Here is a 19,745-nt window from a genome sequence, read left to right on the forward strand (position 1 = left end):
CACCTGAGTTTCGGAGCGTCTAGCCCTGAATACGCAAAAAGCCCCGCTAATTTGCGGGGCTTTTTTTCAGGCACTTTACAGCGACGCTTAGATGTTGGCGTCGAGGAAAGCCGCCAGTTGCGACTTCGACAGGGCGCCGACTTTGGTCGCTTCAACGTTGCCGTTCTTGAACAGCATCAGCGTCGGGATACCACGCACGCCGTGCTTGGCCGGGGTTTCCTGGTTTTCGTCGATGTTCAGTTTGGCAACGGTCAGCTTGCCTTTGTAAGTCTCGGCAATCTCGTCCAGAACCGGAGCGATCATTTTGCAAGGACCGCACCATTCAGCCCAGTAATCGACCAGGACAGCGCCTTCGGCCTTGAGTACGTCGGCTTCGAAGCTAGCGTCGCTAACGTGTTTGATAAGATCGCTGCTCATGGAATTCTCCAGGTTGTAAGCAAAAAAACGTGGCCCATCATAGCCGCCCTTCCCCTGTTCAGGAAGCCGCAGTTGATTGAGTCTTGCTATGGCACTCGATGAGTTTGGGTATAGCTCAAGTCACGTCGTGGCGGGGGCAATGAAAGCAATTCCGGTACGCAGGGCGGCGTTGCGCACGTGTTCCTGCATGGCTTTTTGTGCCGCGCCCGACGCCCGGCGCGCGAGGGCGCGGAGGATCTTGCGGTGTTCCTGCCAGGTTTCCATGGCGCGTTCGGCACGGATGAACGGTAGCTTCTGGCTCTCCAGGAACATCTCGGCGCTGGCGGTAAGGATGCTCAGCATCGCCTGATTGCCGCTGGCCAAGAGGATTCGGCGGTGGAATTCGAAGTCGAGTTTCGCCGCCGCTTCAAAGTCACCGACCTTCAATTGGTCACGCATGGCCGCAACGTTGTCTTCGAGCGCATCCAGATCGAACGTGCTTAACGTGACCGCCGCCAGCCCTGCGGCGAAGCCTTCCAGCGCATAGCGCAATTGAAAGATGTCCAGCGGTGACGCTTGCGCCGCAAATGGCCAGCCCGGTGCCTGCGCACCACGCGGCAACTCTACGGGCGACTGCACGAACACGCCTTTGCCCGGCTGAATACTGACCACGCCCAGCGCACTCAGCGACGACAGCGCCTCACGCAACGATGCCCGGCTAACACCCAGTTGCAGCGCCAGGTCCCGTTGCGACGGCAACGCATCGCCCGCACCGAAACCCTGCTCAGTGATCAGTTTGCGGATCGCTTGCAGCGCCACTTCGGGTACCGCACGGGAAATCGAGTTCATGGTTTTTCAGACGCGCCAGGCCAATGTGCGGCTAGTTGTAAAGCTATTCGCCGAGTCCGGCAAGTCGTGCCCCAGCAGGGTTCGGTAAACCACACCGGTGCGCCAAGGCAGTGCGAAAAACAACCTGACTGTTCAGACCAGTAAGACCGAGCAAAGTCGCTGAAACTGCGGTCTGCGGGGGCGAAAACCACGTATTGGCACGGCCCATGCTCTGTCCGATCGCAGAAATCACTTCTCGCCGATCCGGAGATTGTCCATGACCAAGCGTTACAGCGCCCTCCTCGCCGCTCTGTTTTCCTCTCTGTTGCTCAGCCAGGCTCCCGCGCACGCCGACGGTCTCGACGACGTGGTCAAACGCGGCACGCTGAAAGTCGCCGTGCCCCAGGACTTCCCGCCATTCGGCTCGGTCGGCCCGGACATGAAGCCTCGCGGCCTGGACATCGACACGGCGAAACTGCTGGCCGATCAACTCAAGGTCAAACTCGAACTGACCCCGGTCAACAGCACCAACCGCATCCCGTTCCTGACCACCGGCAAAGTCGATCTGGTGATTTCCAGCCTCGGCAAAAACCCTGAGCGCGAGAAAGTCATCGACTTCTCCCGCGCTTACGCGCCGTTCTACCTCGCCGTGTTCGGCCCGCCAGACGCTGCGATCGCCAACCTCGACGACCTCAAGGGCAAAACCATCAGCGTCACCCGTGGCGCCATCGAAGACATCGAGTTGAGCAAAGTCGCCCCAGAAGGCGTGACCATCAAGCGATTCGAGGACAACAACTCGACCATCGCCGCCTACCTCGCCGGCCAGGTCGACCTGATCGCCAGCGGCAACGTGGTCATGGTCGCGATCAGCGAAAAGAACCCGAAACGCGTGCCGGCGCTGAAAGTGAAACTAAAGGATTCGCCGGTCTACGTCGGTGTGAACAAGAACGAAGCGGCGCTGCTGGCCAAGGTCAACGACATCCTGACCACCGCCAAGGCTGACGGCGCACTGGAAAAGAACTCGCAGACCTGGCTGAAAGAGCCGCTGCCGGCCGATCTCTGATCGACTGCGCGGGAGACCTTCATGGCTTATCAGTTCGATTTCATGCCGGTGGTGGAAAACACCGACCTGTTGCTGCGCGGGGCGCTGTTCACCCTTGAGCTGACGGCCATCGGTGCGTTGCTCGGGGTCGGTGTCGGAGTTGTCGGTGCTTTGGTGCGGGCGTGGAACATCCGCCCGTTCTCGGCAATCTTCGGCGTCTACGTCGAGTTGATCCGCAACACGCCGTTTCTGGTGCAGTTGTTCTTTATCTTCTTCGGCCTGCCATCGCTTGGCGTGCAGATTTCCGAGTGGCAAGCGGCGGTGCTGGCGATGGTGATCAACCTTGGCGCCTATTCGACCGAGATCATCCGCGCCGGCATTCAGGCAATCCCGCGCGGGCAGCTGGAAGCCGCAGCGGCATTGGCGATGACGCGCTTCGAGGCATTCCGCCACGTGGTGCTGCTGCCGGCGCTGGGCAAGGTCTGGCCGGCGCTGAGCAGCCAGATCATCATCGTCATGCTCGGTTCAGCGGTGTGTTCGCAGATCGCTACCGAAGAGCTGAGCTTTGCCGCCAACTTCATTCAGTCGCGCAACTTCCGCGCCTTTGAAACCTATGCGCTGACCACGCTGATCTACCTGTGCATGGCGTTGCTGATTCGCCAGTTGCTGAACTGGATTGGCCGACGCTATATCAGTCGAAGCGGGAGCCGCGTATGAGCGATTTCACCTTTTGGGACATCCTGCGCAACCTGCTCACCGGCCTGCAATGGACACTGGCGCTGTCGCTGGTGGCGTTCATTGGTGGCGGGGTCGTCGGGCTGCTGATCCTGGTCATGCGAATCTCGAAAAACTCTGTGCCGAGCAGCATCGCCCGCACCTGGATCGAGCTGTTTCAGGGCACGCCGCTGTTGATGCAGTTGTTTCTGGTGTTCTTCGGCGTGGCGCTGGCCGGGATCGAAATCTCGCCGTGGATGGCCGCAGCGATTGCCCTGACCTTGTTTACCAGCGCTTATCTGGCGGAGATCTGGCGCGGCTGCGTCGAGTCGATCTCCAATGGCCAGTGGGAAGCCTCGGCGAGTCTGGCGCTGAATCCGCTGGAACAGCTGCGCTACGTGATCCTGCCGCAAGCACTGCGCATCGCTGTGGCGCCGACCGTGGGTTTCTCGGTGCAAGTGGTCAAAGGCACCGCCGTGACCTCGATCATCGGTTTCACCGAGCTGACCAAGACCGGCGGCATGCTCGCCAATGCCACGTTTGAACCGTTCATGGTCTACGGCCTCGTCGCCCTCGGCTACTTCCTGCTCTGCTACCCCTTGTCCCTCAGTGCGCGCTACCTGGAAAGGAGACTGCATGCCTCTGCTTAGAATTTCCGCCCTGCATAAATACTACAGCGATCACCATGTGCTTAAAGGCATTGACCTCAGTGTCGAGGAAGGCCAGGTGGTGGCGATCATCGGCCGCAGCGGCTCGGGCAAATCCACCCTGCTGCGCACCCTCAATGGGCTGGAGTCGATCAATGACGGCGTGATCGAAGTCGACGGCGAATACCTCGACGCCGCCCGCGCCGATCTGCGCAGCCTGCGGCAGAAAGTCGGCATGGTCTTTCAGCAGTTCAATCTGTTCCCGCACCTGACCGTGGGCGAAAACGTCATGCTCGCACCGCAAGTAGTGCAGAAAGTGCCGAAAGCCAAAGCGGCTGAGCTGGCCCGGGAAATGCTGGAACGCGTGGGCCTTGGGGAAAAATTCGATGCCTTCCCGGATCGGTTGTCTGGGGGCCAGCAACAGCGGGTAGCGATTGCCCGGGCGCTGGCGATGTCGCCGAAAGTGTTGTTGTGCGATGAAATCACCTCGGCGCTCGACCCGGAACTGGTCAATGAAGTGCTCAGCGTGGTGCGGCAACTGGCCAAGGAAGGCATGACGCTGATCATGGTCACCCACGAAATGCGCTTCGCCCGCGAGGTCGGGGATAAATTGGTGTTCATGCACCATGGCAAGGTGCATGAGGTGGGGGATCCGAAGGTGTTGTTTGCCAATCCGCAGACGGCAGAGCTGGCGAACTTTATTGGCACAGTTGAAGCAACAGCCTGAAGATCTTCTGAGGCAGTGATGCCCTCTTCGCGAGCAAGCTCGCTCCCACATTGGAATGCGCTCACCTGTGGAGCAAGCTTGCTCGCGAATGGCCGCGCCGCGATCTCCAGACTTTCTGCGCTGAATCAACGGTTTGAACCGTGCGCGTTGGCGCCAGCGTTTGATCGTGGCACGATGACGGGGTTATCGACCGAGACCCCCTGACCATGCCGCAATCCCAAGCCAAGAATCTGTCCCTGATCGCCGCAATCGACCTGGGCTCGAACAGCTTTCACATGGTCGTGGCCAAGGCCCAGAACGGTGAGATCCGCATTCTCGAACGCCTCGGGGAGAAGGTTCAGCTCGCCGCCGGCATCGACGATGAGCGCCATCTCAACGAAGAATCGATGCAACGAGGCCTCGATTGCCTCAAGCGTTTCGCCCAACTGATCAACGGTATGCCGCTGGGCGCCGTGCGCATCGTCGGCACCAACGCCTTGCGTGAAGCGCGCAACCGCCTCGAATTCATCCACCGCGCCGAAGAAATCCTCGGTCATCCGGTGGAAGTCATTTCCGGCCGTGAAGAGGCGCGTCTGATTTATCTGGGCGTGTCGCACACCCTCGCCGACACCCCGGGCAAACGTCTGGTCGCCGATATCGGCGGCGGCAGTACCGAATTCATCATTGGCCAGCGCTTTGAGCCATTGTTGCGCGAAAGCCTGCAAATGGGCTGTGTCAGCTTCACTCAGCGCTACTTCAAGGACGGCAAGATCACCCCGGCCCGCTACGCCCAGGCGTATACCGCGGCGCGGCTGGAGATCATGAGCATCGAACACGCCCTGCATCGCCTGACCTGGGATGAAGCCATCGGCTCCTCGGGCACCATCCGTGCCATCGGCCTGGCGCTGAAGGCCGGCGGTCACGGCACTGGCGAAGTGAATGCCGAAGGCCTGGCGTGGCTCAAGCGCCGCCTGTTCAAGCTCGGTGACGTCGACAAGATCGATTTCGAAGGCATCAAGCCTGATCGCCGGACAATCTTCCCGGCGGGTCTGGCGATTCTCGAAGCGATTTTCGACGCCCTCGAACTGCAACGCATGGACCACTGCGACGGCGCACTGCGTGAAGGCGTGCTCTACGACCTGCTCGGCCGTCATCATCATGAAGACGTGCGCGAGCGCACCCTGACCTCGTTGATGGAGCGCTATCACGTTGATCTGGAGCAAGCCGCACGGGTTGAGCGCAAAGCCTTGCACGCGTTTGACCAGGTTGCGGTGGACTGGGAGCTGGATGACGGCATCTGGCGCGAACTCCTCGGCTGGGCGGCGAAAGTGCACGAAGTCGGCCTCGACATCGCTCACTATCACTACCACAAGCACGGCGCCTACCTGATCGAGCACTCGGACCTCGCCGGGTTCTCCCGTGAAGACCAACAGATGCTCGCGCTATTGGTGCGCGGCCATCGCCGCAACATTCCCAAGGACAAGTTTGCCGATTTCGGCGACGACGGTGACAAGCTGATTCGCCTCTGTGTGCTGCTGCGTTTTGCAATCCTGTTCCACCACATTCGTGGCACCCAAGCGATGCCGCAGGTGGTGTTGCATGCCAAGGGCAACACCCTCGATGTGGAGTTTCCGGAGAATTGGCTGGATGAGAATCAGCTGACTCAGGCGGATTTCGGGCTTGAGGCGGATTGGCTGACGCGGGTGGGGATTGTGCTCACTGTTCACTGATACCCAGCAAATTTGTGGATAACAGGTACAAAAAAGGCGATCCGCAGGGATCGCCTTTTTATTGGGTTCGGCTTGAAATTGGAGTTGGGCCTTCCCCTCACCCCAGCCCTCTCCCGAGGGAGAGGGAGCCGATTTGTGGGCTTTTCAAATCCTGAGTTCGACTCGATTTCTCAGGTCGGTGATAGCGTAAGACACCTCGGTCAGTCCCCTCTCCCTCTGGGAGAGGGTTAGGCGGGCGGCGTTCCGATGAGGGGCTTTTGACCTTCAAGGCTTTAGCTGCTCACCGGCAAGATCGGGCTACCCAGCCGCTCCAGCAACGTCGCCTGCGCACTCCTCGGGTTCTGGTTGCCGGTCGGCGTGTTGCGAATATAACGACCATCCGACTGCAAACTCCAGCTATGGGTATTGTCAGTCAAATACAGCTCCAGCTCTTTCTTCACCCGGGTCAGCAGCTTCTTGCCTTCTACCGGGAAGCAAGTCTCGACGCGCTTGTCGAGGTTGCGCTCCATCCAGTCGGCGCTGGAGAGGAACATCTGCTCGTCGCCGCCATTGAGGAAGTAGAACACGCGGGTGTGTTCCAGGAAGCGGCCGATGATCGAGCGCACATGGATGTTGTGCGAAACACCGGCGATGCCAGGACGCAGGCAGCACATGCCGCGCACCACCAGATCGATGCGCACGCCGGACTGGCTGGCCTTGTACAGCGCGCGGATGATCTTCGGATCGGTCAGCGAGTTGAACTTGGCGATGATGTGCGCCGGTTTGCCGTCGAGCGCAAATTGCGTCTCGCGGGTGATCATGTCGAGCATGCCCTTCTTCAGGGTGAACGGCGCATGCAGCAGCTTCTTCATGCGCAGGGTTTTACCCATGCCGATCAACTGGCTGAACAGTTTGCCGACGTCTTCGCACAAGGCATCGTCGGAGGTCAGCAGGCTGTAGTCGGTGTAAAGCTTGGCGTTGCCGGCGTGGTAGTTACCGGTGCCGAGGTGCGCGTAACGCACGATCTCGCCGGCCTCGCGACGCAGGATCAGCATCATCTTGGCGTGGGTCTTGAAGCCGACCACGCCGTAGATCACCACCGCACCGGCCGCTTGTAGACGGCTGGCCAGTTGCAGGTTGGACTCTTCGTCGAACCGTGCACGCAGCTCGATGACTGCCGTCACTTCCTTGCCGTTACGCGCGGCATCCACCAGCGCATCGACGATCTCGGAGTTGGCGCCGGAGCGGTACAGCGTCTGGCGCACAGCGAGTACGTGCGGGTCTTTCGCCGCCTGACGCAGGAGGTCGACCACCGGGGTGAACGACTCGAACGGGTGCAGCAGCAGGATGTCCTGCTTGCTGACCACGCTGAAAATGTTTTCGCTGTTCTGCAGCAGTTTCGGGATCTGCGGGGTGAACGGCGTGTATTGCAGCTCCGGATGACTGTCCAGACCGGTGATGCTGAACAGACGCGTCAGGTTGACCGGGCCGTTGACCTGATACAGCTCGCTCTCGCTCAGGTTGAACTGCTTGAGCAAGTAATCCGAGAGGTGTTTCGGGCAGGTGTCAGCGACTTCCAGACGCACCGCATCGCCGTAACGACGCGAGAACAACTCGCCACGCAGGGCGCGGGCCAGGTCTTCGACGTCTTCGGAGTCGAGCGCGAGGTCAGCGTTTCGGGTCAGGCGGAACTGATAGCAGCCTTTTACCTTCATGCCCTGGAACAGGTCATCGGCATGGGCGTGGATCATCGACGACAGGAACACATAGTTGTCGCCGGGACCGCCGACCTCTTCCGGCACCTTGATGATCCGTGGCAGCAGGCGCGGCGCCGGGATGATCGCCAGACCGGAGTCGCGACCGAAGGCGTCGATGCCTTCCAGTTCGACGATGAAGTTCAGGCTCTTGTTCACCAGCAACGGGAACGGGTGCGTCGGGTCGAGGCCGATCGGCGTGATGATCGGTGCGATCTCGTCGCGGAAATAACGGCGCACCCAGGTTTTGATCTTGACCGTCCAGTGGCGGCGACGGATGAAGCGCACCTGATGCTTTTCCAGCTCCGGCAACAGAATGTCGTTGAGGATCGCGTACTGGCGGTCAACGTGACCGTGGACCAGCTCGCTGATCCGCGCCAGCGCCTGATGCGGCTGCAAGCCGTCAGCACCGGCCTGTTCACGGGCGAAGGTAATCTGCTTCTTCAGGCCGGCGACGCGAATTTCAAAGAATTCGTCAAGGTTGCTGGAAAAGATCAGCAGGAACTTCAGGCGTTCCAGCAACGGATAGGACTCGTCCAGCGCCTGTTCCAGCACGCGGATGTTGAATTGCAGTTGCGAAAGCTCACGGTGGATGTACAGGCTGCTGTCATCAAGGCCCGGTATCGCAATCACTGGCGCCGCCGCGACAGGTTCGGTGACTGGCGCGGGTGGCGCAGGCTCCAGCTCAGGCGGGGTCTCGGTGATTTGCTCGACCACCGGTTGAGCTTCTTTTACTGCAACTTCCGTGAGTCCTTCGGTATTCATTGAATGTTCCTGGGAGGGCTATTTCTGCTCTCGTAACAATTGAGCGGCGCGGACAGCAAAGTAAGTCAGGATGCCATCAGCGCCGGCACGTTTAAAGGCGGTCAGTGATTCGAGAGTCACCGCCTCGCTCAACCAGCCATTCTGGATCGCCGCCATGTGCATGGCGTATTCGCCGCTAACCTGATAGACGAAGGTCGGCACTTTGAAGGCATCTTTTACCCGGAAAAGAATGTCCAGATACGGCATGCCGGGTTTGACCATGACCATGTCCGCGCCTTCAGACAAGTCGGCGCCGACTTCGTGCAGCGCTTCGTCGCTGTTGGCCGGGTCCATCTGATACGAGGCCTTGTTGGCCTTGCCTAGGTTCGACGCCGAACCGACCGCATCGCGGAACGGGCCGTAATAGGCGCTGGCGTACTTGGCCGAATAAGCCATGATCCGCACGTTGACGTGGCCGGCGATTTCCAGCGCTTCGCGGATCGCCTGAATGCGACCGTCCATCATGTCCGACGGCGCCACCACCTGCGCGCCGGCTTCAGCATGGGACAACGCCTGACGAACCAGCGCGTCGACGGTAATGTCGTTCTGTACGTAGCCTTCTTCGTCGAGAATGCCGTCCTGGCCGTGGGTGGTGAACGGATCGAGCGCGACGTCGGTGATCACCCCCAGCTCCGGGAAACGCTCACGCAGGGCGCGGGTGGCGCGCTGGGCGATGCCTTGAGGATTCCAGGCTTCGGCGGCGTCGAGGGATTTAAGCTCAGGAGGGGTGACCGGGAACAGCGCCAGCGCCGGAATCCCCAGCTCGACCCAGTTGGCCGCTTCTTCGAGCAGCAAATCGATCGTCAGCCGCTCTACCCCGGGCATCGAGGCCACGGCTTCGCGGCGGTTTTCACCGTCGAGCACGAACACCGGCAGGATCAGGTCATCGACTGTCAGCACATTTTCCCGCACCAGCCGACGCGAAAAATCATCACGACGATTACGCCGCAGGCGTGTGGCAGGGAACAGACGATTGGCGGGGGTAAAGCTCACGGCAGACTCCTGAGCCCGCGCAAACGGGCGAGCGTGACAGTTATAGACGGCCATTATGACGAACAGATGACAGTTGTGTGAGACCTGTGACAGGTAGCCGCATTCCATTCTCAGTGTAGGAATTGTTCACGTCGAGACACATTTGGACACTTTCATGAATGTGTCCGAAGGGTTAGGCTGCGCGTTCATTTCGCCAGCACCCAGACAATGCTCCAACAATTTCTGCATGACTTTGGCTACTTTGCCTTGTTCCTCGGCACGTTTTTCGAAGGCGAAACCATTCTGGTGCTCGCGGGCTTCCTCGCGTTCCGTGGATACATGGACATCAATATGGTGGTGGTCGTGGCGTTCTTCGGTAGCTATGCCGGCGATCAGCTGTGGTACTTCCTCGGCCGCAAGCACGGGCGCAAATTGCTGGCGCGCAAACCGCGCTGGCAGATGATGGGTGACCGCGCGCTGGAGCACATTCGCAAGCATCCTGACATCTGGGTGCTGAGCTTCCGCTTCGTCTATGGCTTGCGCACGGTGATGCCGGTAGCGATCGGTTTGTCGGGTTATCCGCCGGGACGTTATCTGCTGCTCAACGGCATCGGTGCGGCGATCTGGGCGACGGCGCTGGCTGCGGCCGCCTACCACTTCGGTGCGGTACTGGAAGGCATGCTCGGCAGCATCAAGAAGTACGAGTTGTGGGTACTCGGGGCGCTGCTGATTCTTGGCGTCGGCCTGTGGCTGCGCCGCCGCTTCAAGAATGCGCGGCTGGCCAAACAGGTTTACGCCGACGAGCAAGCCGCGAAAGCTGCACTGCTGAGTCAAGACGAAGCGTCCAAGGCTGCCGAACCGAAGACGCCAGCAGAGTAACTCGCTGGCGACTTGCTACAGCCCGCCAGCACTGAGCGGGCTGGCCGACCCTTTCAGTCAGACGGATCACTTTTATCCTCGCTACTCTGGGGCATTCAAATTCGCCAGCGGCGTTGTCACGCCAAAAATCTCCCGCTCGTTACGCCGCAGGCAACTCCAAATAATGAACACCCCGCCGTCGTTGCGATCCATGTAGAAAGCGCTCCATACAGGTGCAGCCGCCACTTGGGCCTATGGCAACGCGCGACAATTTAGTGGACATTTAGCGCCATGAATCTGGAGAGAAACCCATGAGCAAAAAAGTTGCAGTGATCCTGTCCGGCAGTGGCGTATACGACGGCGCCGAAATCCATGAAAGCGTCATCACCCTGCTCCGTCTCGACCAACGCGGTGCGCAGGTGCAGTGCTTCGCACCGAACATCGCGCAATTGCACGTGATCAATCACCTGACCGGCGAAGAAATGCCCGAGTCGCGCAACGTTCTGGTGGAATCGGCGCGCATTGCTCGCGGCAACATCAAAGACATCCGCGAAGCCGACGTCGATGACTTCGATGCGCTGATCGTGCCGGGCGGTTTCGGGGCGGCGAAGAACCTGTCGAACTTCGCTGTTGAAGGCGCTGGCTGCAGCGTGCAGCCGGAAGTACTGGCGCTGGCCGAGGCATTTGCCGAAGCGGGCAAACCGGTCGGTCTGATGTGCATCTCGCCGGCACTGGCGGCGAAGATCTACGGCCCGGGCGTAACCTGCACCATCGGCAACGACGCCGACACCGCCACGGCGATGAACAAGATGGGCGCCACCCACGAAGACTGTGCGGTGACGGAAATCATCGAAGACAAGGCGCGCAAACTGGTGACGACCCCGGCTTACATGCTGGCGCAGAACATCAGTGAAGCGGCGTCGGGGATCAACAAACTGGTCGACCGCGTGCTCGAGCTGACCCACGAAAACGACGCCTGATTCCCAGCAGTACACAAATCCCAATGTGGGAGCGAGCTTGCTCGCGAAAGCGGTGTGTCATTCAACACAGCGTTGCCTGACCTGGCGCCTTCGCGAGCAAGCTCGCTCCCACAGGTTTTGTGTACCGCTCAAGACTGGCGCGTCAGTCGGGTGAGGATCCGATCCAGCGCATTGGCGAACGCCTGCTTCTCGCGATCGCCAAACGGCGCCGGTCCGCCGCTCATCTGGCCTTGTTCGCGCAGATCAGTGAACAGGTTACGCACGGCCAACCGCTCGCCCATGTTCTGTGCATCGAACTCCTTGCCGCGCGGATCGAGCGCCGCGACGCCCTTCTTCACCAAACGATCGGCCAGCGGGATATCGCTGCAAATCACCAGCTCACCGGGCACTGCGTGTTCGACCAGATAATCGTCTGCCGCATCCGGACCGCTCGGCACCACGATCAGTTTGACGATGGCCAGTCCCGGCTTGATCTGCGGCTGCCCGGCCACCAGCACTACTTCGAACTGGCGCTTGAGGGCGAACTTCACCACCAGATCCTTCGCCGCCCTTGGGCAGGCGTCGGCATCGATCCATACACGCATTTTTCTAATCTCCAAAAACAATTCGCGAGCAAGTCGAATCGTCGCACCGTCACTCCCACAGGTTACGCGTAAACCCTGTGAGAGCGAGCCTACTCGCGAATGTCAGCGCAGCGAATGCTTTTTAGGCGACTACCCGCCGCTTTTCCGCCACCCAACTACGCCCATACAACACAGCAATCGCCAGAATCGCCACCGCCTGCGCCGTCAGCGAATAGGCATCGGCATGAATCCCCAGCCAATCAAACTCGAAGAACGCCACCGGCCGCGTGCCGAAGATCCCGGCTTCCTGCAACGCCTTCACGCCATGCCCGGCAAACACCACCGACAATGCGCAGAGCAGCGCCGCGTTGATGCTGAAGAACAGCGTCAGAGGCAGCTTCGCCGAACCGCGCAGAATCACCCACGCCAGACCGACCAGCAGCACCAGCGCCGTGGCGCCACCCGCGAGCACCGCGTCATGCCCGGCCGGGCCGGCTTGCAGCCACAGGGTTTCGTAAAACAGGATCACTTCGAACAACTCGCGATACACCGAGAAGAACGCCAGAATCGCGAAGCCGAAACGCCCGCCACCGCCGACCAGGCTGCTCTTGATGTAATCCTGCCAGGCCGCTGCGTGGCGACGGTCATGCATCCACACGCCCAGCCACAAGACCATGACACTGGCGAACAGCGCCGTCGCACCTTCGAGCAATTCACGCTGCGAACCGCTGACGTCGATCACATACGCCGCCAGCGCCCAGGTGCCGAGGCCGGCCAGCAACGCCAAGCCCCAACCGACGTTGACGCTGCGCACCGCCGATTGCTGGCCGGTATTGCGCAGGAAAGCGAGGATAGCTGCCAGCACCAGAATCGCTTCCAGCCCTTCGCGCAGCAGAATCAGCAAACCGGAGATGTAGCTCAGCGACCAGCTCAAGCCATCACTGCCGAGCAACCCGGCGGACTCTTTCAACTTCGCCTTGGCCGCGTCCAGGCGCTGCTCGGCCTGCTCGACCGACAAACCGTCCTGCAACGATTGCCGATACGCCATCAGGGATTTTTCGGTGTCCTTGCGCACATTGGCGTCAACGTTATCCAGCGAGCTTTCGACCAGCTCAAAGCCTTCCAGATACGCCGCCACCGACAGGTCGTAAGCCTGATCGTGTTCACCGGCGCGATAGGCGGCAAGGCTCTTGTCCAGCGTTGCGGCGGTGTAGTCGAGCAACTGCGCCGGGCCACGCTTGACCTGCGGCGGCTGCGCGCGTTGTGCACGGAACGTCGCTGCAGCTTGCGGACCATCGGCGGCCTGCACTTCGGCCGGTGTCTGGCGCGCCAGATCGGCGATGTTGTAGGTTTTCTCGGCTTTGGCCGCCGCCGGATCAGCGCTGAACCCGGCGATGTAGGTCGCCAGATCCCAACGCTGCCGATCATCGAGCTGATCGGCAAACGCCGGCATGTCGGTGCCTTCGACGCCTTGGCCGAGGGTGTTGTAGATCGCGTACAGACTCAGGTGATCCAGCCGCGCCGCATCACGCAGATTGGCCGGTGCCGGGGTCATGCCGAGGCCCGCCGGGCCGTCACCGGCGCCACTGTCGCCGTGGCACACCGAGCAATTCTGCGCATAGAGCGGCGCACCCCGGGAGGGGTCAGGGGTGATGATCGGCGCTTGGCTGACCTCATATGCCACCGCCAGTTGCGCGCCCAGTTGCCGTGCCTGTCGGGCCACTTCGGCGCCATCCTGCCTGGCAGTGATTGCCGCGTGCAAAGCGCTGACACCCTGCTCCAGCGCAACCTTTTCAGGCTTGGCCGGCATGCCGGCGATCAAGCCTTGCAGCGCCCGCGTGAACTCCAGTTGCTCGCGGTATTCGGAATCATCGACAACCTTGCCCGCCGCTACCGTCGGCGGGTAGTCGGCGCTGATGTAATCGAGCAGGTGCAGCGCTTGCGGCGCGCCTTCCACGGTATCGGCCAGCAGATTAAAGCTGCTCAGGGCAAACAACGGGAACACCAGCCAGGCCAGAAAACGGGACGAGGCAGTCATGAATGAGTCTCAAATGGAAATGCGAAGTTACATATTGTTCACTTCGAGCGCGTTTCCCTCAAGCTTTGTCGACGTAACGCCACACAAGACGCGAGCCATCGGCCAGCAAAAACGCCAGATCACTTAGCCACTATTGCACCCTATACTGCGCGACCTGTCGCATTTCCCGCTCAAGGATGAACCCTTTTCATGCGCCACCGCTTGCACTTGCCCCTGTTGATCGCCGCCGTTGTGCAACTGAGCGGCTGCGGTGCATATCGCAACTACGATCTGGAACTGCAACAGACCACCGACCCGTTCAAGGCCGGCAACATCAACAGCGCCCTGGCCGTGATCGAAGCGAACAATCCGACCGTGGAAAAAGACCTGCTCTACTATTTCGAAAAGGGCGCCGTACTGAGTGCGGGCGGCGAGTTTGCGCAGAGCCAGACAACCTGGCGTAGCGCCGAGCAGATGATCATCGAGCGCCAGGACACAATCCAAACCACTGGCGACAAGTTGCTCGCCGCCATGGGCGATCACTGGGGCAGCATCATCAATGACAAGCTGCGCCGCTACGATGGCTACGACTACGAAAAAGTCATGCTGACCACGCAAATGGCCCTCAACCAACTGGCCATGAATGATTTTGACGGCGCCCGTGCCGACATCAAGAAAACCCACGAGCGCGAAGCGCTTATAGCCCGACAGCGGGAGCTGGAATACGAGCGTGTCGAAGCAGCGGCCAAGGCCCAGGGCGCGCGCGTGCATTACAAGGACCTGCAGGGTTACCCCGTGGTGATGCTCGAATCGCCTGCGGTGATTGCGCTGAAAAACGGCTACCAAAGTGCATTCAGTCACTATCTCGCCGGCTTCACCTACGAAGCGCTGGGCGAGAAAGATCTGGCAGCGCCCGGCTATCGTCAGGCAATTGAACTGCGTCCGGACATGGCGTTTTTCCAACAGGCACTGCGCGACCTCGACAGCCCTGGTCTGAAGGCAGACGAAAGCGATGTGCTGATCATCGTGCAGAGCGGCCTAGCGCCGGCCCGCAGCTCCGTGCGCGTGCCCTACCCGGTGAAGCTCGCGGACGGTCAGGTCATCGTCGCCAATATCTCGTTCCCCGTAATGGTGCCCGACATCTCGACGCCTTCATTCAACCAACTGAGCATCGATGGTCGTCAAAAAAAGCTGATTGCGGTCAACAGCATTGCCGACATGTCCTTGCGCACCCTGCGTGACGACATGCCGGGCATTATCCAGCGCACAACCTATCGGGCATTTCTGGCAGCCGATGTTCAGGCCAGGGACAATCGACGCGACCCGAGCAAAGCCTCCTACGTCACCCACTGGGATGCTTTCGAGCATGCCGACACGCGCACTTGGCGCACCTTGCCCAACCTCACCCAAGTCGTGCGCCTGCGCCTGAAAAAAGGTGAGCACCTGATCAGCCTGCCCAACGCTCCCGGTGCTGCGCCCATGAAAATCCGCATCGACCAGAGCCGCCAGGTCATCGGCCTGCGTGCTTTGGGTGAGCGAGTGTTTGCCAATGGCAGCGCGTTCCAGCCCAGCGGAGCGCCGAGCGGCAGTGTGGTATCCGACCTGAAATAAATAATGGCACCAAACTAACAAGTGCAATTAAAAAGATATTACATAGCCACCACTGCCCGCCTATAATGCCGCGCCCTCGCTATCGCGAAACGGCATTAAAGCTCCTCAGGTTATGAGGAATTGGCAGGAGGCCAGCGCCACTGTCGATGGGTCACACCAGCCCGACCAGCATTCGCGGCTGTATTACTCCAGGGAAGAAGTACCCCCATGGCATTCCGCGCTCCCACTCTGATTGCGCTCAGCGCCGTCACTCTGCTGTCCGGCTGTTCGGCGTTTCGCAACTACGACTCCGAACTGGCCCAGACCAATCAGCAACTGGCCACCGGCAATGTTGACGCCGCGCTGACTCTGCTGGAAAAGAACAACACCGGCCCGGACAAAGACCTGCTCTATTACTTCGAGAAAGGTGAATTGCTGCGCGCCAAGGGCGACCTGTCCGGCAGCCAGAACGCCTGGACCAGCGCTGATCAGGTGGTGGGCAAGTGGGAAGACTCGGTCAAGCTCGACACCGACAAATATCTGGCCCAGTTCGGCAGCTTCCTGGTCAACGACAAGGTGCGTCGCTACGAAGGCTACGACTACGAAAAAGTCATGCTGACCACGCAGATGGCCCTGAACCTGCTGGCGGTCAACGACTTCGACGGCGCGCGCACCGCGATCAAAAAGACTCACGAACGTGAAGCGGTGATCGCCGAGCTGCGCGACAAGGAATACCTCAAGAGCGAAGAAGAGGCCGAGAAAGAAGGCATCAAGACCCAGTACAAAGACCTGCAGGGTTATCCGGTCGCCAGCCTCGACGCACCGGAAGTGGTCGGTCTGAAGAACAGCTACCAGAGTGCTTTCAGCCATTACCTGTCCGGTTTCGTCTACGAAGCCCTGGGCGAAAAAGGCCTCGCGGCGCCGGGTTACCGCAAGGCTGCCGAACTGCGTCCGAACACGCCGTTGCTGGAGCAGGCACTGGTCAACCTCGACAAGCCGAGCAAGTCTGACGACAGCGATATTCTGATCGTCGTGCAAAGCGGTCTGGCGCCAGCTCGCGACTCGATCCGCGTGCCGCTGCCATTGCCGATCTCCAACAACGTGGTGATCACCCCACTGTCGTTCCCGATCATCAAGCCGGACACCTCCACCGCGCCGTTCGCGCAGATCGGTGTCGATGGCCAGCAGGTCGATCTGACCGCTCTGAACAGCACCACCGCCATGTCCCGCCGCGCCCTGCGTGACGATATGCCGGGGATCATCCTGCGCACCACCGTGCGGGCGATCACCAAAGGCGTGGCGCAGAAGAAGATCAACGAAACCAATCCACTGGCCGGTCTGGCCGTCGGCATCTCTTCAGCTGTGCTTGAAGGTGCCGATACCCGTACGTGGCGCACCCTGCCGGACAACACTCAAGTGGTGCGTCTGCGCTTGAAGAAAGGCGAGCATCAGGTCAGTCTGCCGAGCGCCGTCGGCGGTTCGGTGGTCAAGGTCACCGTCGATCAGCGTTATCAGGTGATCACCCTGCGCGCCGTGGGCAACCAGGTGTTCGCCGGTGGCCTCGCCGCCCACGTCATCCCGAGCGCCAGCGCGACCAACGTCGCCAGCCTCAAACAACCTTAAGAACGGAGTCTTTGCATGCGCTTCAAACTCATCGCCGTCGCCGCCCTCGCCTTGCTGGCGAGCGGCTGCGCTACCCCGCCACCGCCAGAGCCGGGCAGCGCCGCGAGCAAAGTCGTGGCCATGGGCCCGCAGAAACACATCGTCGTCGGCGCCATGCGCGTCGCTCGCGAAAACGGCTTCATGACGGTCAACGTGCAGTTGAGCAACACCCTCAACAGCAACAAGATTTTCTACTACCGCTTCGCCTGGCTCGGCGCGGAAGGTTTCCCGATTGCCGAAGAAGAAGTGTGGAAAAGCCAAATGATGTACGGCGCCCAGACCAGCTTCATTCAAGGCATCGCCCCGACCCCGAAAGCCGTGGACTTCCGTCTGGAAATCAAGACGCCGTAAGCCTGTCACCCTATTTCTGTTTTAGAGAGCATTCCCATGTTTGCACGCTTTTCCTGCATCGCTGTTATCGCCCTGCTGGCCTCCGGTTGCGCCAACACTTCGCCGACCCTGGGCAGCAAGAACATCAGCTACGGCGACACCAAAGCGGTTGAAACCGTGACCAATGAATTCGGTTCGACCGACCTGCAAATGATCGCCGAGTCGATGACCCGCTCGCTGGCCCAGTCCGGCATTCTGCAGGGCCGCCCGGTGGTTCAGGTCTACGACGTGAAGAACAAGACCAGCGAATACATCGACACCCGCGAAATCACCACCAGCATCAAGACTCAGCTGATGAAAACCGGCGTGGCCCGCTTCGCCAGCGACAACAACGCCATGCAGAGCCAGGTTGACCAGCTCAAGCTGCAAAACCAGAGCGGCCTGTACAAGAAGAGCACCGTGGCCAAGACTGGCAACATGGTTGCCGCCAAGTACCGCATCGAAGGTTCGATCAGCTCGATCGTCAAACGCAGCAGCGACTATAAGGACGTCTTCTACAAATTCAGCCTGCAACTGATCGACGTTGAAAGCGGTCTAGCCGAGTGGATGGACGAAAAAGAGATCCGCAAAACCACGGAGCGTTAATTGATGCGCGCATGGATTGGCATGATGGCCCTGGCTTGCGCGTTCAGCGTGCAAGCGGCCCCGAAAGTCGCGGTGACGGATCTGGCTTACCAGGAACGTGTGGAGCAATACATCCACATCGTTTCGGCCCAGAGCAATCATCGCGAGGGTTACTACAGCTCCAGCGGCTCGTCGAGCTACAACGAGATCGAAGCGAGCACCAGCTACATCGAGCAAGGCGAGCTGCGTAAATTCACCGGCGACATCAAAGGTGAAATCCTGCGTACCGGCATGTTCCAGCTGGTGCAGGGCACGCCGTACACCGCGTCGTCCAAGGGTGACGTCTACGACGTGATCAAGCGCATCAAGGCCGGCAACTTCAAAGGCGCCGACTATGTGCTGTTCGGTACGGTGTCGGACATCGACTTCACTCAGGACATCAACGAACTGGCGCACACCGACAGCTATTCGGCGGTACTGGGCCTGACGCTGGTGGCGGATTTCAGCCTGATCAACACCAAGACCTTCGAAATCACCTCGGCCTTCACGGCGATGGGCGAAGCGCAGGACACCAAACTGGTGAACCACCGCGACATCAAGATCTCGCTGAACCGCCCACGGGTGGTGCGTGACGTGTCGAAGGCGCTGGGTGAGGACGTGGCCGGGCAACTGAGCATGCAGCTCGGTGGCGGCGGTTACGAGCAGCCGCGCGAAGCACCACAGCGCAACAATCTGCCGCGTGATACTGCGCCGGTGATTTTGCGCTGATGACTGGCGCCTGATCGTCCCCGTGCTCGACGTGGGAATGCATCCCGGGACGCTCTGCGTCCCAGCCACAAAAAAGGCGACCCGCAAAGGTCGCCTTTTTTGTGCTCGCGAGGTTTACGCCGCCGCTTTACGCAACGTCGCCATAAACGCCGCCGCACCGATGAACAGTCCGGCAAACGTGCGGTTCATACGCTTCTGCTGCTGCGGGGTGCGTAGCAAACGCAGCACCTTCGAAGCCAGACCGGTGTAGCCCGCCATGACAATCAGGTCGACGAAGATCATCGTTACACCGATTACTACATACTGAATCAGCAACGGCGCATGCGGGTTGATGAACTGCGGCAGCACCGCGAGCATGAACACCAAAGCCTTGGGGTTGCTGATGTTCACCAGAAAGCCGCGGAACACCAGCGCCAGCGGCTTGCCGATCGGTCGTACCGCCGCGTCGTCGCTCATGTCCATGGGCAGCGCGCGCCATTGCTTGATGGCCAGATAAACAAGATAAGCCACACCGAACCACTTGATCGCGTGGAAGGCGGTGGCCGAGGCGGTCAGGATCGCGCCAACACCGGCGCCGACGATCGCGATTTGCACCGCCAGGCCAATCTGCAGGCCGAGGGCGTTCCAGTAACCGCGCCAGAAACCGTATTGCAGGCCGCTGGACATCGACGCAATGGCGCCAGCACCCGGGGACAGACTGATCACCCAGCAGGCGGCAAAAAATGCCAGCCATGTTTGAAGCTCCATCGCACACCTCGCATCTGAATTGTGACAGACGCTC

General features: G+C 60.3%; 19 protein-coding genes. 12 read left to right on the forward strand and 7 right to left on the reverse strand.

Annotated elements, in window-relative coordinates; translation table 11 throughout:
- Positions 1-87 precede the first annotated feature (87 nt).
- Together trxA and CLU80_RS12200 are read right to left on the reverse strand one after the other, a co-directional pair.
- Positions 88-417 carry a thioredoxin TrxA gene (trxA, locus tag CLU80_RS12195; protein WP_003206727.1) on the reverse strand — a complete coding sequence of 110 codons (330 nt, stop codon included), beginning with the start codon at positions 415-417 and terminating at the stop codon, positions 88-90.
- Between the two features lie 120 nt (positions 418-537).
- On the reverse strand, positions 538-1,245 hold the full coding sequence (locus CLU80_RS12200) for a FadR/GntR family transcriptional regulator (protein ID WP_093429746.1): 708 nt from the start codon (positions 1,243-1,245) through the stop codon (positions 538-540).
- 256 nt (positions 1,246-1,501) lie between these two features.
- Between CLU80_RS12200 and CLU80_RS12205 the strand changes: the two genes are divergently transcribed.
- The 5 genes from CLU80_RS12205 (at position 1,502) to ppx (ending at position 6,063) form a co-directional block, all read left to right on the forward strand.
- On the forward strand, positions 1,502-2,287 hold the full coding sequence (locus CLU80_RS12205) for a transporter substrate-binding domain-containing protein (RefSeq protein ID WP_093429745.1): 786 nt from the start codon (positions 1,502-1,504) through the stop codon (positions 2,285-2,287).
- A gap of 21 nt (positions 2,288-2,308) precedes the next feature.
- The gene (locus tag CLU80_RS12210; RefSeq protein WP_093429744.1) at positions 2,309-2,983 is read left to right on the forward strand and encodes an amino acid ABC transporter permease; all 675 of its coding nucleotides are present in this window, start codon (positions 2,309-2,311) and stop codon (positions 2,981-2,983) included.
- Positions 2,980-3,630, forward strand: a complete 651-nt coding sequence (locus CLU80_RS12215; protein ID WP_099757481.1) for an amino acid ABC transporter permease — start codon at positions 2,980-2,982, stop codon at positions 3,628-3,630. Before CLU80_RS12210 ends, CLU80_RS12215 begins: the two co-directional genes overlap by 4 nt.
- Complete coding sequence (locus tag CLU80_RS12220; protein ID WP_099757482.1) at positions 3,617-4,354, forward strand: amino acid ABC transporter ATP-binding protein; 738 nt, start codon at positions 3,617-3,619, stop codon at positions 4,352-4,354. The genes CLU80_RS12215 and CLU80_RS12220 overlap by 14 nt, the downstream gene beginning before the upstream one ends.
- Positions 4,355-4,560: 206 nt before the next feature.
- Complete coding sequence (gene ppx / locus CLU80_RS12225) at positions 4,561-6,063, forward strand: exopolyphosphatase (protein WP_093429742.1); 1,503 nt, start codon at positions 4,561-4,563, stop codon at positions 6,061-6,063.
- Between the two features lie 272 nt (positions 6,064-6,335).
- On the opposite strand, the gene ppk1 is transcribed toward ppx, so the two are convergent.
- Together ppk1 and hemB are read right to left on the reverse strand one after the other, a co-directional pair.
- Positions 6,336-8,561, reverse strand: coding sequence for a polyphosphate kinase 1 (gene ppk1 / locus CLU80_RS12230; protein WP_034152005.1), 2,226 nt, complete (start codon positions 8,559-8,561; stop codon positions 6,336-6,338).
- 18 nt (positions 8,562-8,579) lie between these two features.
- On the reverse strand, positions 8,580-9,593 hold the full coding sequence (hemB, locus tag CLU80_RS12235) for a porphobilinogen synthase (protein WP_099757483.1): 1,014 nt from the start codon (positions 9,591-9,593) through the stop codon (positions 8,580-8,582).
- A 207-nt stretch (positions 9,594-9,800) separates the two neighbouring features.
- Here hemB and CLU80_RS12240 point away from each other — a divergent pair, with 207 nt between their 5' ends.
- Together CLU80_RS12240 and elbB are read left to right on the forward strand one after the other, a co-directional pair.
- On the forward strand, positions 9,801-10,451 hold the full coding sequence (locus tag CLU80_RS12240; protein ID WP_093429739.1) for a DedA family protein: 651 nt from the start codon (positions 9,801-9,803) through the stop codon (positions 10,449-10,451).
- A gap of 290 nt (positions 10,452-10,741) precedes the next feature.
- Positions 10,742-11,410: an isoprenoid biosynthesis glyoxalase ElbB gene (gene elbB / locus CLU80_RS12245; protein ID WP_038359087.1), complete on the forward strand. Its 669-nt coding sequence runs from the start codon at positions 10,742-10,744 to the stop codon at positions 11,408-11,410.
- A gap of 128 nt (positions 11,411-11,538) precedes the next feature.
- Here elbB and CLU80_RS12250 read toward each other — a convergent pair whose 3' ends face one another.
- Both CLU80_RS12250 and CLU80_RS12255 read right to left on the reverse strand, forming a co-directional pair.
- Positions 11,539-11,994: a YaiI/YqxD family protein gene (locus CLU80_RS12250; RefSeq protein ID WP_093429738.1), complete on the reverse strand. Its 456-nt coding sequence runs from the start codon at positions 11,992-11,994 to the stop codon at positions 11,539-11,541.
- Between the two features lie 121 nt (positions 11,995-12,115).
- Positions 12,116-14,011 carry an FTR1 family protein gene (locus CLU80_RS12255; RefSeq protein WP_099757484.1) on the reverse strand — a complete coding sequence of 632 codons (1,896 nt, stop codon included), beginning with the start codon at positions 14,009-14,011 and terminating at the stop codon, positions 12,116-12,118.
- A 189-nt stretch (positions 14,012-14,200) separates the two neighbouring features.
- On the opposite strand from CLU80_RS12255, the gene CLU80_RS12260 reads away from it, so the two are divergent.
- From CLU80_RS12260 to CLU80_RS12280, 5 genes are all read left to right on the forward strand, one after another.
- Positions 14,201-15,601: a COG3014 family protein gene (locus CLU80_RS12260; protein ID WP_099757485.1), complete on the forward strand. Its 1,401-nt coding sequence runs from the start codon at positions 14,201-14,203 to the stop codon at positions 15,599-15,601.
- A 207-nt stretch (positions 15,602-15,808) separates the two neighbouring features.
- Positions 15,809-17,203: a COG3014 family protein gene (locus CLU80_RS12265; protein ID WP_093429735.1), complete on the forward strand. Its 1,395-nt coding sequence runs from the start codon at positions 15,809-15,811 to the stop codon at positions 17,201-17,203.
- Between the two features lie 15 nt (positions 17,204-17,218).
- The gene (locus CLU80_RS12270) at positions 17,219-17,593 is read left to right on the forward strand and encodes a YcfL family putative periplasmic lipoprotein (protein WP_007911131.1); all 375 of its coding nucleotides are present in this window, start codon (positions 17,219-17,221) and stop codon (positions 17,591-17,593) included.
- Between the two features lie 36 nt (positions 17,594-17,629).
- Positions 17,630-18,217, forward strand: a complete 588-nt coding sequence (gene lpoB / locus CLU80_RS12275) for a penicillin-binding protein activator LpoB (protein ID WP_016772610.1) — start codon at positions 17,630-17,632, stop codon at positions 18,215-18,217.
- Between the two features lie 3 nt (positions 18,218-18,220).
- Positions 18,221-18,964, forward strand: coding sequence for a penicillin-binding protein activator LpoB (locus CLU80_RS12280; protein ID WP_095125000.1), 744 nt, complete (start codon positions 18,221-18,223; stop codon positions 18,962-18,964).
- Between the two features lie 114 nt (positions 18,965-19,078).
- On the opposite strand, the gene CLU80_RS12285 is transcribed toward CLU80_RS12280, so the two are convergent.
- On the reverse strand, positions 19,079-19,711 hold the full coding sequence (locus CLU80_RS12285; RefSeq protein WP_095049367.1) for a LysE family transporter: 633 nt from the start codon (positions 19,709-19,711) through the stop codon (positions 19,079-19,081).
- Positions 19,712-19,745: the final 34 nt, after the last annotated feature.

The organism is Pseudomonas sp. 29 (genome assembly GCF_002754355.1).
In the GTDB taxonomy this organism is placed as follows: domain Bacteria; phylum Pseudomonadota; class Gammaproteobacteria; order Pseudomonadales; family Pseudomonadaceae; genus Aquipseudomonas; species Aquipseudomonas neuropathica.